This window comes from Bacillus sp. EU63, from assembly GCF_038592915.1.
Taxonomy (GTDB): domain Bacteria; phylum Bacillota; class Bacilli; order Bacillales; family Bacillaceae; genus Bacillus; species Bacillus velezensis.
Genome location: NZ_CP151944.1, coordinates 1328062 through 1343612, shown reverse-complemented (window position 1 = coordinate 1343612; position 15551 = coordinate 1328062). Strand labels below are relative to the sequence as shown.

General features: G+C 45.4%; 16 protein-coding genes and 1 riboswitch. Of the genes, 6 read left to right on the top strand and 10 right to left on the bottom strand.

Annotation, left to right across the window (positions count from 1 at the left end; translation table 11 throughout):
- Positions 1-24: 24 nt before the first annotated feature.
- Positions 25-1221: a pyridoxal phosphate-dependent aminotransferase gene (locus tag NYE38_RS06995; protein WP_014417575.1), complete on the bottom strand. Its 1197-nt coding sequence runs from the start codon at positions 1219-1221 to the stop codon at positions 25-27.
- A gap of 91 nt (positions 1222-1312) precedes the next feature.
- Here NYE38_RS06995 and NYE38_RS06990 point away from each other — a divergent pair, with 91 nt between their 5' ends.
- The 3 genes from NYE38_RS06990 (at position 1313) to mtnA (ending at position 4701) form a co-directional block, all read left to right on the top strand.
- The gene (locus NYE38_RS06990) at positions 1313-2092 is read left to right on the top strand and encodes a carbon-nitrogen family hydrolase (protein ID WP_063636599.1); all 780 of its coding nucleotides are present in this window, start codon (positions 1313-1315) and stop codon (positions 2090-2092) included.
- A gap of 91 nt (positions 2093-2183) precedes the next feature.
- Positions 2184-2339, top strand: a riboswitch (SAM riboswitch).
- A 109-nt stretch (positions 2340-2448) separates the two neighbouring features.
- On the top strand, positions 2449-3633 hold the full coding sequence (gene mtnK / locus NYE38_RS06985) for an S-methyl-5-thioribose kinase (RefSeq protein ID WP_014417574.1): 1185 nt from the start codon (positions 2449-2451) through the stop codon (positions 3631-3633).
- Between the two features lie 6 nt (positions 3634-3639).
- Complete coding sequence (gene mtnA, locus NYE38_RS06980; protein ID WP_017417644.1) at positions 3640-4701, top strand: S-methyl-5-thioribose-1-phosphate isomerase; 1062 nt, start codon at positions 3640-3642, stop codon at positions 4699-4701.
- Between the two features lie 31 nt (positions 4702-4732).
- Here mtnA and NYE38_RS06975 read toward each other — a convergent pair whose 3' ends face one another.
- The 3 genes from NYE38_RS06975 to NYE38_RS06965 form a co-directional block, all read right to left on the bottom strand.
- A complete protein-coding gene (locus tag NYE38_RS06975; protein WP_003154705.1) occupies positions 4733-4852 on the bottom strand; it encodes a hypothetical protein in 120 nt (39 codons plus the stop codon).
- Positions 4853-4942: 90 nt separating this feature from the next.
- A complete protein-coding gene (locus NYE38_RS06970; RefSeq protein WP_007610941.1) occupies positions 4943-5440 on the bottom strand; it encodes a methylated-DNA--[protein]-cysteine S-methyltransferase in 498 nt (165 codons plus the stop codon).
- Positions 5437-7656, bottom strand: coding sequence for a PAS domain-containing sensor histidine kinase (locus tag NYE38_RS06965; protein WP_014417571.1), 2220 nt, complete (start codon positions 7654-7656; stop codon positions 5437-5439). Before NYE38_RS06965 ends, NYE38_RS06970 begins: the two co-directional genes overlap by 4 nt.
- A 255-nt stretch (positions 7657-7911) precedes the next feature.
- Here NYE38_RS06965 and NYE38_RS06960 point away from each other — a divergent pair, with 255 nt between their 5' ends.
- Positions 7912-8934 (top strand): acyltransferase family protein, encoded by a 1023-nt coding sequence (locus NYE38_RS06960; RefSeq protein WP_065180231.1) that lies wholly within the window; start codon positions 7912-7914, stop codon positions 8932-8934.
- A gap of 41 nt (positions 8935-8975) precedes the next feature.
- Here the strand turns inward: NYE38_RS06960 and NYE38_RS06955 are convergent, their stop codons facing one another.
- The 4 genes from NYE38_RS06955 to htpX form a co-directional block, all read right to left on the bottom strand.
- Positions 8976-9116: a hypothetical protein gene (locus NYE38_RS06955; RefSeq protein ID WP_095240833.1), complete on the bottom strand. Its 141-nt coding sequence runs from the start codon at positions 9114-9116 to the stop codon at positions 8976-8978.
- Between the two features lie 30 nt (positions 9117-9146).
- Complete coding sequence (locus NYE38_RS06950) at positions 9147-9821, bottom strand: YetF domain-containing protein (protein ID WP_017417641.1); 675 nt, start codon at positions 9819-9821, stop codon at positions 9147-9149.
- 94 nt (positions 9822-9915) lie between these two features.
- The gene (locus NYE38_RS06945; RefSeq protein ID WP_007408478.1) at positions 9916-11268 is read right to left on the bottom strand and encodes a TrkH family potassium uptake protein; all 1353 of its coding nucleotides are present in this window, start codon (positions 11266-11268) and stop codon (positions 9916-9918) included.
- Between the two features lie 158 nt (positions 11269-11426).
- A complete protein-coding gene (gene htpX, locus NYE38_RS06940; protein WP_007407207.1) occupies positions 11427-12320 on the bottom strand; it encodes a protease HtpX in 894 nt (297 codons plus the stop codon).
- Between the two features lie 148 nt (positions 12321-12468).
- Between htpX and NYE38_RS06935 the strand changes: the two genes are divergently transcribed.
- Positions 12469-13170 carry a DUF1836 domain-containing protein gene (locus NYE38_RS06935; protein WP_012117404.1) on the top strand — a complete coding sequence of 234 codons (702 nt, stop codon included), beginning with the start codon at positions 12469-12471 and terminating at the stop codon, positions 13168-13170.
- Between the two features lie 135 nt (positions 13171-13305).
- On the top strand, positions 13306-13500 hold the full coding sequence (locus NYE38_RS06930) for an alpha/beta-type small acid-soluble spore protein (protein WP_003154717.1): 195 nt from the start codon (positions 13306-13308) through the stop codon (positions 13498-13500).
- Positions 13501-13506: 6 nt separating this feature from the next.
- Here NYE38_RS06930 and NYE38_RS06925 read toward each other — a convergent pair whose 3' ends face one another.
- Both NYE38_RS06925 and sigI read right to left on the bottom strand, forming a co-directional pair.
- Complete coding sequence (locus NYE38_RS06925) at positions 13507-14676, bottom strand: anti-sigma factor domain-containing protein (RefSeq protein WP_340802944.1); 1170 nt, start codon at positions 14674-14676, stop codon at positions 13507-13509.
- A complete protein-coding gene (sigI, locus tag NYE38_RS06920) occupies positions 14673-15428 on the bottom strand; it encodes an RNA polymerase sigma factor SigI (protein WP_003154719.1) in 756 nt (251 codons plus the stop codon). The genes NYE38_RS06925 and sigI overlap by 4 nt, the downstream gene beginning before the upstream one ends.
- Positions 15429-15551: the final 123 nt, after the last annotated feature.

The window sequence follows — 15551 nt, the reverse complement described above, 5'->3', positions numbered from 1 at the left end:
AAAGTATTTTGAATTATCGCATTGTTATCCTGATATGTCAATGCTTTTTCGGGTGAAAAGATTCAGTTTCCCGATCCGTTCCGCAGCTTCTTTAAGTCTTTCTTCACTTGTCAGAAGACCGACTCTTATATAGCCTTCCCCCCATTTTCCGAACCCGTTTCCGGCAGCGACCGCGACATCCGCTTTCTCGAGCAGCAGGTCTGAAAACGACTGTGACGTATAACCGTCAGGCACAGGGAGCCATGCAAAAAAGGAGCCCGCCGGAGCCGTCACATCCCAGCCGATATCGCGGCAGGCTTCAATCCATGCATTGCGTCTCGATTCATATCTGTCATTTTGCGCTGCGACGCATGCCTGATCCGCTAAAAGAGCGGCTGCCGCCGCCTGCTGCGCCGCGGGAAACAAACTGACAAACATATGATCCTGATAAAGGTTGATCGCTTCGATGACAGAAGCGTTTCCGACGGCAAATCCGACCCGCCAGCCCGCCATATTATAGGTTTTAGACAAGGTATAGATTTCGATTCCCGTCTCTTTTGCGCCTTCGGTCTGCAAAAAGCTCAGCGGTTTATGCCCGTCAAAGCCGACGGCTCCGTACGCGAAATCATGAACGACACAAATGCCGTTTTGCTCCGCAAAACCGACCGTCTCCTCGAAAAACGCCTCTGTCGCCACAGCGCCGGTCGGATTATTCGGATAATTGAGATACAGCAGCTTCGCCTCGCTCCGCACCTTTTCAGGAATTACGCTGTAATCAGGGAGAAACCCTCTTTCCTCCGTCAGCGGCATCATTTCCATTTTCGCTTTCGCAAGGGCGACGCCTGACCAGTAATCAGGATATCCGGGATCAGGCACCAGAATGGTATCTCCAGGGTTTAAAAGACATTGCGGAAGCTCAACAAGTCCCGCCTTGCCTCCGAACAGCACGGCGACTTCCGTTTCCGGATCAAGCGTGACCCCGTACTCCCTTTCATAAAATGCAGCGGCTGCTTTTTTGAAGCTGTAAGCGCCCCGGAATGATGAGTATTTATGATTTTCCGGCCTTTCGACGGCGCGCTTCATTTCTTCAACAATATGCTGAGGCGTCGGCTGATCAGGGTTTCCCTGCCCTAAATTGATGACGTCTCTGCCTTCTTTCAGCTTTTGATTCACTTTTTGCACCAATGATGCGAAAAATTGTTCCGGCAGCTGTTTGAGTACATCTGAGATTTCAAAGTTCATATTTTCACCTTCTAAAAATGTCTTGAAATGATAGTCCATCATCATATATGGTTAAATAAAAAAAGTAAAGAGAAACTTGAGGTGTTAAAAAATGAAATGGACCGTTTCCTGTTTGCAATTTGATATTTCATACGGAAATCCTTCAGAAAACTTTAAAAAAGCAGAATCTTTGATTGAGCAAGAAAGCCGCCATGCGGATGTAATCGTGCTTCCTGAGTTGTGGACGACCGGCTATGATCTCACACGGCTAGATCAGCTGGCGGATGAAAACGGCAAAGTTTCGGAACAATGGCTTAAAGAAACGGCAAAAACATACAACGTACACCTCGTTGCCGGATCTTTTGCGGTCAAAGAAGGCGAAAATGTCTATAACACCATGTACATCGCCGATAACAGCGGACAGATCGTGAAGCGGTATCAGAAAGCACATCTGTTTCAGCTGATGGATGAACACCTTTACTTGTCAGCAGGAAATAGCGACGGTTCCTTTGAGCTTGACGGTGTCAAGTGCGCCGGGCTGATCTGCTATGATATCCGTTTCCCCGAATGGATCAGAAAGCATACGTCCCAGGGCGCGAATGTCCTGTTTATCTCTGCGGAATGGCCTCTGCCCCGCCTTGATCATTGGCGAAGCCTGCTTGTCGCCAGAGCAATTGAAAACCAATGTTTTGTCGCAGCCTCTAACTGCACGGGGTCCAATCCCGATAATGAATTTGCCGGCCACAGCCTGATTATTGACCCGTGGGGCCGGATTTTAGCCGAAGGAGACCGGACGGAAGGCTCAGTCCGGGCGGAAATTGATGTGTCAGAAAGCGCGGCCGTCCGCGGAACCATTCCGGTTTTCCAAGACTTGCGGCGTGATTTATATTAATTTTCAAAAAAACGTTGACAAGAATATCCGGCACCTGCTAATATTTTCATCAACTGATTAATCCGAATTGTGATACAAATCAATATATTTTCTCTTATCGAGAGTTGGGCGAGGGAATTGGCCTTTTGACCCCAACAGCAACCGACCGTAATTCCATTGTGAAATGGGGCGCGTACATTTTGCGCCGAGACGATTGTCTCATAAGGCACGGTGCTAATTCCATCAGATGTTATCTGAGAGATAAGAGGCGGACTGCACTGTTTCAGCCTCCTTCTCTTTCAGAGAAGGAGGCTTTTTTTCGGGCGTATTCTCCGTCACGATCTCTTACTGCCACTACATAATTGGAGGGTAAATCCATGTCAGCAACTAAAACAAGTCTTTATGAACAATTAACAGAAAGCTCCGCCGCCGCGTTAGCCGTCAAGCTCGGCTTATTCCAAAGCAAAAGCACTCTGACATGCCGTGAAATCGGCGACGGCAATTTAAATTACGTCTTTCATGTTTACGATAAAGAAAACAAAAAAGGACTGATTATTAAACAGGCAATCCCTTACGCGAAAGTCGTCGGTGAAAGCTGGCCGCTTACCATTGACCGGGCGAGAATCGAAAGCAGCGCCCTCATCCGCCAGGGCGAACACGTGCCGCACCTCGTTCCGGCCGTTTACTATTCCGATACTGAAATGGCCGTCACGGTAATGGAAGACCTCTCCCATTTGCGGATTTCAAGAAAAGGGCTGCTGGAAGGGCAGCATTATCCGAACTTATCGGTTCATATCGGTGAATTTTTAGGGAAAACGCTTTTTTACTCATCCGATTATGCGCTTGATGCGAAAGTAAAGCAGCAGCTCGCAAAGCAGTTTACAAATCCTGAGCTTTGCAATATTACAGAAAGGCTTGTGTTTACAGAACCGTTTCTCGACCATGAGACAAACGATTTTGAAGAGGAGCTGCGCCCATACGCAGAAAAAGTTTGGAACAATTCCCGGCTGAAAGAAGGCGCTGACGAATTGAAAGCCATCTTTCTGAATTCCGCGGAAACATTGGTTCACGGCGATCTGCACACGGGAAGCATCTTCGCAGATGAACATGAAACAAAGGTGATTGATCCCGAGTTTGCTTTCTTCGGACCGATCGGGTTTGACATCGGCCAATTTATCGCCAATCTGCTGTTAAACGCCCTCAGCCGCGACGGTGACGACAGACAGCCGTTATATGACCACACCGCTGCCGTATGGGATACATTTGTGAAAACATTCAGTGAAGCATGGGAGAAAGACTGCTTGCCTTCCCGCAGACACCTGCTGGAAGACACACTGAAAAACGCGTTTGAGGAAGCGGTCGGTTTTGCGGGATGCGAATTGATCCGGCGCACGATCGGACTCGCCCATGTGGCTGACTTAGATGAAATCACTCCGTTTGACAAACGAATCGAACGGAAGAAGCTGGCGCTTGACATCGGCGCCTATTATATCGAAAACAGAAAAAAACTGAAGCATATCACCGAGGTTCTGGACCAATTTAAGCTCCGTGTAAAGGAATGATGCAGCATGACCAATGAATTTGCCATCCCCCGTTCTGTGGAATGGAAAGAAACCTACATCCGCATTTTAAATCAGCAAAAGCTTCCCGACGTCACTGAATATGCGGAACTTGAAACAAAGGAAGATGTATTCGACGCGATTGTCACGCTGAAAGTAAGGGGCGCCCCGGCCATCGGTATAACCGCAGCGTTCGGACTCGCACTCTCCGCCAAGTCATTTGAAGCCCGCGACCTTTCAGATTTCCGACGTCAATTCGCGGATGTCAAAGCGTATTTAAACAGTTCGAGGCCCACTGCCGTCAACCTTGCGTGGGCGCTTGACAGACTTACGGATTCGATCAGGGATGCGATCTCAATCAATGAAGCGAAGACAACGCTCGTTCATGAAGCCATTCAAATTCAGATTGAGGATGAAGAAACATGCCGAATGATCGGCCAAAATGCTCTGCACCTTTTTAATAAAGGCGATCAGATCATGACCATCTGCAATGCGGGCTCGATTGCCACAAGCCGGTACGGTACGGCGCTTGCCCCCTTTTACTTAGCGAAACAAAAAGACCTCGGCCTTCATATCTACGCATGTGAAACAAGACCCGTTCTTCAAGGATCACGGCTGACGGCGTGGGAGCTGATGCAGGGCGGAATTGATGTCACGCTCATTACGGACAGCATGGCCGCCCATACAATGAAGGAAAAACATATTTCTGCGGTCATTGTCGGCGCTGACAGAATTGCAAAAAACGGTGATACGGCCAACAAAATCGGAACGTACGGCCTCGCTATTTTGGCAAACGCCTTTCAAATTCCGTTTTTTGTGGCCGCACCGCTTTCGACATTTGACTTGCAGATTGAAAACGGCGATCAGATTCCGATTGAAGAAAGAGATCCGGATGAAGTCAGACAGATCTCCGGCATACGCACCGCTCCCGAGGATGTTCCGGTCTTCAATCCGGCCTTTGACATCACACCGGGCAGCCTGATTTCTGGCATAATAACCGAGAAAGGAATTGTGACCGGTTCTTACACGGAAGAAATTGAACAATTATTCGCTGACTGCCAGCTGAGCTGAAAAACCGCTGATGATATTGCCTCAGGCAATGTCAGCGGTTTTTTTGTCTGCACAATGTAATCACTTCATCTTTTTGGGCGGCTGTAATGAGATGCATTTTAAAAAACAGCTCTGCATAACCGGCTATCTTTTGCGGACGGCTCATTTTCATCAGGCTTCGTCCTCCTTTTTCATCAGGGCAACTTTTTTCACTTAATAAAATGATATGTCGGACGCGAAAAAACGGAACGTGCCATACGCTTTATTTTTCTTTATAGGATATTTGTTCGATGTTCAGCAGCACCGCTTTTACATCCGTCTTCGTGCCCGCGTATCCCGTTAAGGCGCTGTTTTTGCCGATTACCCGATGGCACGGGATCAAAATCGGCAGCCGGTTTCGTTTATTGGCTTGTCCGATGGCGCGCACCGCTTTCGGTTTTCCGATCGCTTCAGCCATATCGCCGTAGCTTCGGGATTCCCCGTAAGGAATCATCGTCAGCGCGTTCCACACCCTTTCCTGAAAGGGTGTGCCTTTTTGTCTCAGAGGCAGAGAGAATTGCTTTCTTTCTCCTGAAAAATATGATGCCAGCTGCTGTTTCGCCTCCGACAGCAAAGCGGTTTCGCACGGCTTTACGCCGGGCGCGTCTTTCCGCCATTCCTCAAAATCTTCCCCGGTGAGAAACAGGCCGGTAATAAAGCTCTCTTCCTCTGTTACGATGACGGTTCCAAACGGCGCTCTTACACTTGTAAAACAGATCATTCCCCGCTCCTTCTTTCTTCCGTATTCTGCCGGATCGGAAGCGTCAAATGAAAAACGGTGCCCTTCCCTTCTTCACTTTCCACATGAATGCGGCCCTGATGCTCTTCGATGATTTTATAACTGACCATGAGGCCGAGGCCCGTTCCCCTGTCTTTTGTCGTGTAAAATGGTTCACCCAGACGTTTTAATTTGTCTTCGGAAATGCCTGTTCCTTCATCTTGAATAGAAATCAAAATGTGGTCTTGATCAGAAGACTGAATGGTCACGTAGATATTGCCGCCGCCCGGCATGACTTCAATGGCGTTTTTTAAAATATTGATAAACACCTGTTTTAATTGATTCGGTTCACAGTAAATCGGCGGGATGTTTCCGGTCAGGTTCAGATGGATCTGCACATTGACAAGATTGGCCTGGGCATTCAAAAGATCAGCCGTGTCTTTCATAATCTGCGTCACGTCTTTTTCTTCATATAATATCGCCTGGGGTTTCGCTAAAATTAAAAATTCAGTGATGATAGACTCGATGCGTTTTAATTCTGAGGTAATGACGTTAAAGTACAGAGAATATTCGCCTTCAATGCTTCCTTGAAGAAGCTGAATGAACCCTTTCAGCGCCGTCATCGGGTTTCTGATTTCGTGGGCGATGCCCGCCGCCAGCTCCCCTACAACATGAAGAGTATCGGATTTCCGCAGCCTCTCTTCAAGCTCTTTGGCCTCTGTGACATCTTTAAAGATGGCCAGATTCATATTTTGAATGATATTTCTTTTGAAGGAGAATTCCAGTTTGCGGCTGTCGCTGCTGCTTAACAGGAAGGGGATTTCATTATCCATTCCTTCTAAATCAATCTTTCTGGCGGGAACACCCGCGTTTTCAATATCAAATAAAGAAAGAATATCCGGAACGGTGTACGCTCTCAGCTCCTCATCCGGCATACCAAGTATACGGCTTGCGAGAGGATTCGCGTCAATAATGCGGAATTGGTTGTCAAATAAGACCTTGCCGTCCATTGAGCCGTTGAATACTTTTCTGAATTTCAGCTCGCTTTCCCGCAATTCTTTTTCCATCCGCTTACGATCGCTGACATTTCTTAAAATGGTTAAATGCTGACCTTCAAGTATGGTTCGTTTTGATGTGAATTCCAGCTCTTTAAATTGGCCGTTTGCCATCTGAAACAGCATTTCTTCACGGATTTCCCCGTATTTTTCATATTTCTTCTTAATCTGCTTGTATTTTTTCTGCGGATCAACGATAAACGTACATAAATTCGTCTCCACCAGCTTATCCATCGGCAGTTCGAAAATGCGGCACGCCGATTCGTTTGCTTTGGCAATCTTTCCGTCATCAGACCAAATGACAATCGCGTCCATGGCGTTTTCAAAAATTTCGCGGAATCGCTCTTCGCTTTTAAAGAGTTTCAATTCCATCAGCCGTTTCTCTGTTATGTCTCTCATAATGGACATGTAGAACCCGCTGATTAAGTTGGACGTAATCGTAAATTCAAACAGCTTCTCTTCGCCGGACCGAAGCTTGACGGGCAGTTCTCCTTTGGCGTTTCCTTTTCTGCGGAGGGTTTCCCAGATTTCTTTCAGATGCTTTTTGTTTTCTCCGTCGGTAAAATGGCGGAGCGACAGATGGGACAATTCATTCTGGCCGATCTCAAAGCTTTTGCAAAAAGAGAGGTTCGCATCAATAAACCCGCCGTCCTTATCAAACAGCACGATGCCGTCGACAGCCCTGTCAAACAAATCTTTAAACAGCTGCTCGTTCATGGAGAATTCGCGCTCTAATATTTTTTTAGAGGAGATATCCCTCATCACCACAAAAAAATAATCCTCCCCAATTCCGTCTCTGGCGAGGAATTCAATGTATTTCGTCGCGCCGCTGTCAAGCTTAATCGGCACCTCTTTCCACAGATGGCCTTTTTTTAAAAACTTTTTCACGGCCTTATTCAGTTCTTCCTGAGGCACGGAATATAAAAAATCCAGGACGGAGCGGTTAATGAGGTTCTCTGCCTCAATCTGCATCATCCGGGCCGCAGCCTCGTTCGCCTGGACGATTTTCATTTCCTTACGGCATATAAAAATGGCATCAAGCGTGTTATTCATAATCACGTGATACCGGTTCAAATCACTCTTCAGGCGGTCATTTTCCTCTTTCATCCGCTTCAGCTGCTCTTTCAGCGACTCGTTTGTTTGCAAATCCAGAGTTTCAGCCATTCAGTACACTCCTTCTTCAAAAACCTATCCTTCAATATTTCTACAAAATACCTCATCTTCCTTCATTCGCCCTATACATTTCAGAAAATTTCAATGATATGACAAGTTAAAGTCTTTTTCTACGATCCTTACCTCCCCGTTACATCATCCTAACAATCCCTTTTGTCCTCCTTCAATTTTTTGTTTTTTATTTTAAAATGAACACCAACAGGAAATAATCATGCGGTGGATGATTTTTGAAGAGAAGGTGATGCTATGACAAAATCGCGAGACAGTTACTTTGACAACGCCAAGTTTATCTTGATTTTTCTGGTGGTGTTCGGCCATATCCTCCGGTCATTTATTAACGGAAATGAGTTTATGCTCCATCTCTACAAATTCATTTATACTTTTCATATGCCGGCCTTTATCCTGGTTTCCGGCTATTTCGCAAAAAACTTTAAGCGGACAGGTTATGTGAAGAAGCTGGCTGTGAAGCTGATTATTCCGTACCTGATTTTCCAGGGCATTTACTCAGTTTTTTACTATTTGATTCAGGATGAAAGCATGGCAAGCGTCAATCCGATTGATCCGCAGTGGTCTCTCTGGTTTTTAGTCAGCTTATTCTTTTGGAATCTGCTGCTTTATCCCTTTACGAAGCTGCCGAAAATGTGGGCGCTTGGGGCGAGCTGCGGGCTTGCCGTCATGATCGGGTATCTTGATTTTATCAGCAGCACGCTGAGTCTTTCACGGACGTTTGTTTTTCTTCCGATGTTTCTCGTCGGGTTTTATTTAAAGAAACAGCACTTTGATTTGCTTCGGGCTAAAAGAGGCAGGCAGATTGCCGCGGGCGTGCTGGGGATTGTTTTCCTGTTATGCTGGTGCATTGACTTTGATTACTCGTGGCTGTTCGGATCGGAGCCTTATTCCACATTCGGCACAGTGTCGCTGTTGAGCGGTCTGTCACGCATCGGCTGGTATGTTTTGGCCTTTGCCGCCACTTTCAGCTTTTTGGCGCTCGTTCCGCAAAAGCGTTATTTCTTTACGAAATGGGGTACGAGAACGTTTTACGTGTATCTGCTGCATGGATTCATTATAAAAACGCTGCGGCAGATCGGGCTTGAAGATCACTTGTCTGATTATCAGAATTTAGTCATGCTCTTAATGTTAACGGCCGCTCTTACGTCCATTCTCTCCAGCAATGCGGTGAAAACGGCCGCACAGCCATTTATTGAGCTGCGGATAACAGGCTTGCTTCAAGCGGTGAAAGGAACAAGAAACGGTGCTTATTCGAAATAATGCAAAATACCTCTTAAGCGTTGCCGCCTAAGAGGTATTTTTTATTTTTTGCCGTCTTCTTTTTTCTTCGGCTTCGTCTGTTCAAGCGTTTCAATCCATTTTCCGGCGTTATAATCACCGAGCTCGCTTGAAAACTCTTCTTCAAGCAATTTAGGGTCCATCGGCTTTTTATGGTTTTGCATGTCTTTGCTGTGGCGGTTTTTTTCGTCATGTTACTCGCCTCCTTGTTTGCCGTGTTTTGATTTGCGGTTTGCGCCTCTCAGTCCGGGATCACCGTCGTATTGTGTTTTGTATGCATCTTTGTCCATGCTCTCAGTCGGTGTGTTGTTGTTGGTTAAAGCTTCATTCTTTGCTGCTTTGCGTTTCATTTGATTTCCTCCTTCTGTCAGCAAATCTATTTTGAATTCATCAAGCATTTTTTTCAAGTCGCGCACTGTCACGTTTTTGGCCTCATCAATGAGTTCATAGCCGATCTGTCCGTTCGGCTCAAGCAGCACATATTTAAAATCTTGAATGTCTCCGAGGCCTTCCTGCCTGATCCTCATTGACAGCTGATCTTCGGTAAAACGCATTTTTTTTAAGTTTTCCGGGATGATTTTTCCGTTTCTGACAACGGCGACGGTTTTTCCTGAAAATAAAAACTCAAAAAAGCTTGATTTGATTTCTAAATATTCCATCAGGATTAACACCGCAATAAAAATCGCCGCCGCGAAAATAGTTTCCCATAAATTATGTTCAATAAACGGCTGAATAATAATCGAGCCGATCGAAATCATGATGACTGTCTGGGTCACCGACAGCTGGCTGATTGATTTCCGTCCGGCAATCCGCAATAAAAAGGTACCGACCGCTATCATAACTACCGACTTCCAAAATACGGCAAACAATGACGTCACCTCTTTACAAGTAGAATCTCCAAAGAAACTGTTTCCACTCATCCATTTTACGGCAATAAAAAACACCGCTTTCTGAAAAACGGTGTCAGCCGATAATCATTCTTTCCTTCGGATAGTGATAATTTGCTTCGATTTCTTTTCGGCCGATCAAATAAAGGAACGTCAAAATGCCGATCCGGCCGATAAACATGACAATCATGATCACGCATTTTCCGATGTCGCTTAAATGCGGAGTAATCCCGAGCGACAGGCCGGTCGTTCCGAAAGCGGAACACACTTCAAAAAGCAGTCCGAGCAGCGTCTGATTTTTCTCCGTCACGGCCAGAATCAGCGTCGATCCGAACACGAGCAGAATCGCCATCATCGTAACGACAAGCGACTTCATGACATCAGCCTGGTGAAGCTCGCGTTTAAAGACCTTGACCGCTTTATTCCCCCGGGCAAAATGAAACAGAGCAAGAAGGTTAAGCGCAAACGTCGTCGTACGGATTCCGCCGCCGACCGAGCTCGGTGATGCACCGATAAACATGAGGGCACAGATGAAAAATAATGTCGGCGCCGACAGCTGGCTGATATCAATTGTCGCAAGCCCGCCGCTTCGCGTAGCAGTTGATTGAAAGAGACATAAAAATAAAACATCATGCCAGCTTTTCCCCTTCATAACATGGCTTGCTTCAAGCGCGTAAATGCCCACGGCTCCGAACAAAACGAGCATTCCGAACGTAACGGTCGTAATTTTCGTAAACAGCGTGAATGAGTATCTGCGCTGTTTTGAAAACAAAAAGTCCTTTACTTCAACGAGCACCGGAAAACCGATCGCACCGAAAATAATCAGAAGCATCGTAATAAACTGCACGAAATAGTCATGTCTGAACGGGACGAGTGAATTACCCGTAATATCAAAACCGCCGTTTGTCGTGGCGCTGACGCTCGCAAAGAATCCGTGCAAATACGCCTGTTCAAACGAATCATAATACGTTAAAAAATATGTTCCTAAGATGATGCCGCCTAAAAACTCGATTAATAAAATCAAAAACAGCACTTGCTTCATCAGGTTGACGATACCGGAAAACTGCGATTGATTCTGATCCACCATGATGAGCTTCCGTTCCCGCAGACCGATCCGTTTGCCCATAATGAGCCAGACGAATGTTCCGAGCGTCATGATGCCGATTCCGCCGAATTGAAGCACGAAAGCCAAAATGACAATCCCGGCCGTGCTGAATGTATCAGCCGTGTTGACGACCGTTAAACCGGTGACACTGACTGAGCTGACAGCCGTAAACAGCGCGTCTATAAACGACCAGCTGGCCCCTTGTTTGTGGGCGGCCGGCAGACTTAGCAAAATAAATGCCACCGTCACAGCAAGAAAATAATATAATGCAATCAGCTGTGCTGGCGACAAGATCTGTATGAATTTCTTCAGTTTTAATTTCATAAGATAGTTCCTTCTGCCTCTCAAATGTAGTACGTAATTATTCTAATGATATTGGGAGAATTTTTAAAGGTCTTTTTAGAAAGATTTTTCATTACCTTATGTAGTTTGCCGATCTTTAAACAAAAAACCTCTGAAACGATTGTCAGAGGTTTTGTTGATTATTTTGCTTCCAGCCTGCGAATGCGCTCATCGAGATCAGGGTGTGTGGAGAACAATGACGAATGCTTTTTGCCGTTAATTTTTAACGTCTGCACTGCCGTCTGGTCTTCTTCATTCACATGTCCTGTATAAGACTTCAGCGTACGCAGGGCGTGAATCATTTTATCCTTGCCGGCAAGGTCTGCACCGCCGCGGTCAGCGTGAAACTCTCTGTGGCGCGAGTAGGCGAAGACGACAAGACTGCCGAGAATGGAAAAGATAATCTGAAACACGATCATCGCGATAAAATGAACGACCGGTGCGAGGTCTTCTTTGACAAAGCGGCTTGCAACCCATGCCGCGATTCGGGAAAGGAATACGACGAACGTATTGACGATTCCCTGCAGCAGCGTCATCGTGACCATATCACCGTTTGTGATGTGTGCGACTTCATGGGCAAGAACCCCTTCCACCGCAGCATCATCCATCTGCTGCAATAAACCTGAAGAAACCGCGACAAGCGAACGGCGCTTAGAAGGCCCGGTCGCAAAAGCATTGACCTCCGGGGAATGATAAATGCCGACTTCAGGCATTTTCGTCATCCCTGCGGCACGTGACAATCTGTGCACACGGTCAACCAATTGCTGCTCTTCATAGCTGAGCGACTGTTTCTTCGGATTTAACACCCGGACGCCCATCATCGTTTTGGCCATCCATCTGGACATTCCGAGAGAAATAAAAGAACCGACAAAACCGACGACAAGACTGAACACGAGCAATGCCATCAGATCAATGCGGCCATTTTGTATATACGAGCCGACACCGGTAACGCTTGTAATAATCGTAAGCACAATTCCGATTGTCGTAATGACCAAAAGGTTCGTTAAAATAAACAGAAATATTCTTTTCGCCATAATTACCTCCGTCTTTTTTAAGATCAAAAGAACTTATTTACTTAAATTATAAATGATCTGTTTGAAAATGCAACAATTTCGACGTATGATGTTAATGTAATTCTCAGTGATATTAAAAAGTGAACACGTAATCAATCAGAGGTGAACCATGAACACGTTTAAACTGACCCGAACTGATATGGTCCGGCTTCTTTACGCGTTAAAAGGCCAAGGAGACGCAACTCCTCTCCAAATCTTATTGCAATCAGCGGATATGACCTTGGATGAAGCGGAAAGCCGTCTGCATATCCCTGAATTTCTGACGAGATTCGAACGAAAAAAAGAGAAAAAGGAATACGGGCTTTCAACTAACGAGATTGTCGAGCTGGGAAATCTGTGCGAGCTGACGTCTTTAAAATCAACCGCCGTCCAAAACTGGGTGAAGCGCGATATTAAAGATTTAATCGGCCACCCCTTACTCGGCAAAAAATATACAATTGAACAAGCTGTCATCCTTCTCATTGTACGTGATTTAAAATCAATTTATGACTTCGAACATATACGCGGCATATTAAAAATTGCTTTTAACACGATCACAGACAGATCAGACGACGTCATCAGCCCGATCAGCTACTATGAAAGCTGCGCCCAAGTGATTGATTATCTTCATCATAAGGCAAACCCGCCGATGAAGGAAACGAGCCTGCAGGAGCTCGTCGAAGAGCAGACGGACAAGCTCAAAGGCTGCTTTAAAGAACTCGGAAGCGGACAATGGAACAATATCAGATCCATAATCGCCGTCACGGTGCTCTCCGTTTTGACTTTCCATATTCAAGCCTCAGCCTACAAAATGATCAGCCATTTATTATAATTCATAACGCTTCTTCGCCCCGGTGTCTGCGCCGGGGTTTTTTTGCTGTACAACAATTGCCAGCATAATCAATACCGTTCCGTTTGAAACTAAAATGCGAAAACACATCTTGCCAGAGAAAAGGAGATGAAAAAGATGGCGAGCAGAAATAAACTCTTAGTTCCAGGGGCTGAGCAGGCACTTGACCAATTTAAATACGAAGTGGCTCAAGAATTCGGCGTGAACCTTAGCTCTGATACAGCAGCACGCGCAAACGGCTCTGTAGGCGGGGAAATGACAAAACGTCTTGTACAGCAGGCTCAATCACAATTAAACGGGAAAAATCAATAATGCAGCTTATTCGCCGGGACTTCTCGGCGAATTTTGATATTTATCGGCATTCTCCTTTCCGTGCCGGTAGCCGTTCGGATTCCTTCGGTCTGACGAATCTTCATGATGCCGATAGGATTCCCAATGTTTATTGCGATCATGATTCCAGTAATGATTGTAATACTTTTGCTTAGGCTCTTTGTCATTTCCGTTTTCCTGAGGATTTTGTGTTGGGGGCTGCTCTGTTTCCCCATCTTGTTCCTTCTGTGTGTTTTCCTCTGATCCGGAAGCTGCATTTTTTTCGGTTTGCTGATTGCCGTCCTGACTGTCCGGCTTCGCTTCTTCCGTACCGGGCGTTGTTTCATTATTTCCCGGCTTCTCTGCTGCCTTTTCTTCATCAGGAGCTGTCTTTTCATCAGCCGCCGGCTTATCTGTGTCCGGCTGCTCGCTTTGATCAGCGTCTGTTTCGGTATCTTTTTGATCTGTTTCATTGCCGTCGGTTTGCTTTTCAGGCTGTTTTTCTTCTGTTTTCTTTTCGTTTCTTCTTATGTAGCTGCCTGTTGACACCCCTTCCTGTTTTGCTTTTTCTCTTGTTTCCATATCAGATTCAAGCGATTGGACCTGGTAGGTGCCCTTATATTTTTCAGTCATGTCGGCCAGCTGTTTTTTAACGCCTTTTTTATATGTATTGTCATCTGTATTTTCATAAACCGTGGAAATTAAAATCTCTTTTGATTCCTTTACATATCCATGCTTGCTGCAATCGGTAATAATATTACTGATGACTTCCTTAAAATCGCTGCTTTTCCAATCTCCGATGTCACTGATGACCTGTTTGGCGTCATGGTTCAGCGGTGTCAGTTCAATGACTTCATATTTGCTGTTTAAAGCCATTTCAATACTGGGATTAATGTCAAGCGTCATATACGCGTAAGCTTTGTTATCCGAAAAAACCGGGAGCAAAATTAAAATAAACAAAATAATAGCAGTCATCGTAAACACTCCCAATTTAAAAGGGCGCAGTTTCAGAAAATCAAAAAAGCTGGCCCTTCTTCCCATACGCGTTTCGCCTTCGAACGTAATTTCCTCTCCGATTTCACAAGTGCGGTGATCATTTTTTGTTTTTAAAAATTGTCCGTCAGGGGTTAGCAACGTGACGAATTTTTTATTTTTCTCTACTATGATCCCTCTTCTCATGAGTGCAACACCCCTTTAAGATAATCTTTTAAATAAATATAATCACCGGTAATAATAATACTCATGGCGATGATATATTTTCGGTTCCGTTCGATCGTTTTTCTGCTGACCGACACGAGCTGCTCCAGCTGTTTGACAGGAAGCTGTTTTTTCTGGTGCAAAATGGACGCCAGCTCTTCATTTTCAACAAGCGTGTAGGCTACCTTAATCGCATTCTGCCTCGCATCTGTATGCTTCGGCGATTGTTCCAGCAGCTCTTTAAAAGACAGCCCGTATTCTTTGAGCTGCTTCTGAAAAAAAAGAATTTCTTCCCGGCGCTGTTCCTGCTCTATCTGTTTGCGGTATTCATCAATGGAAAGCTCCGCTTCGATAAGGCTCTGCGAAGATTCCTGGTCGTCGCCTTCCTGCACATCCATATTGATATGCTGAGCGGTTCTTGCTTCTTTTCTGATATAGTCTATCACTTTTCTTTTTATAATCAGCTCTGCAAATGCAAGCAGCGAATTACCTTTTTCAGCCGAATACTTTTCAATGGCTTCGTTAAACGCGATCAGCCCGATGCTGAATTCGTCGTCTTTTTCATCTATATATCGTTTACAAACGGATGAAACCGTCTTCGCGATAAAAGGCTTATATTGCTGTATTAAATCGTTCTGCAGATCTTTGTCGCCTTTTTGTATTTTTTCAACAGATGTTTCAAGCGTTTGCTTCTTTTTTCCCAATTTAAACAAAAGGCTAAGCACTGGTTTCACCTCAGTTCCTCCCTATAACTACTCATAATCATAGCTAATTTAGTAGGGATTCGCAAAGGAAGAAAAAGAGAAATCGATTTCATTTGTCTCAATTATGACAAGCCAATAAGACGTACTATACAT